Source organism: Cognatundibacterium luofuense (assembly GCF_018139685.1).
Taxonomy (GTDB): domain Bacteria; phylum Pseudomonadota; class Gammaproteobacteria; order Burkholderiales; family Burkholderiaceae_D; genus Undibacterium; species Undibacterium luofuense.
Genome location: NZ_JAGSPN010000225.1, coordinates 1 through 396 on the forward strand (window position 1 = coordinate 1; position 396 = coordinate 396).

1 protein-coding gene is annotated in these 396 nt (G+C 49.0%); it reads right to left on the reverse strand.

The features are described 5' to 3' along the window. Positions 1 to 396, reverse strand: a 396-nt coding sequence (locus KDM89_RS20140; protein ID WP_212689651.1) for a GTPase, incomplete at both ends; no start/stop codon positions are given.

Sequence of the window (396 nt, forward strand, 5' to 3'; positions counted from 1 at the left end):
GACTCAGGGCAGAAATCTCGAATACCGGGCCTTTCCAGGCGAAGCGTTTAATGAAATCCTTAACCTTCTTTTTACGCTCATCTTCGCTCAACACATCCAGCTTATTGAGTACCAGCCAGCGCGGTTTCTCATACAGGCTTTCATCGTATTTGCGCAATTCCTTGATCAAAGCTTTTGCTTCCTTGACCGGATCGACATTCTCATCGAAAGGTGCCAGATCGACGATGTGCAGCAAAATACCGGTACGCTGCAAATGCTTCAAAAACTGTATCCCCAGCCCCGCACCATCTGCCGCACCTTCAATCAGCCCAGGAATATCGGCAATCACGAAACTCTTTTCATGGCTAACGCGTACCATGCCCAGATTCGGATGCAGCGTCGTAAACGGATAATCGG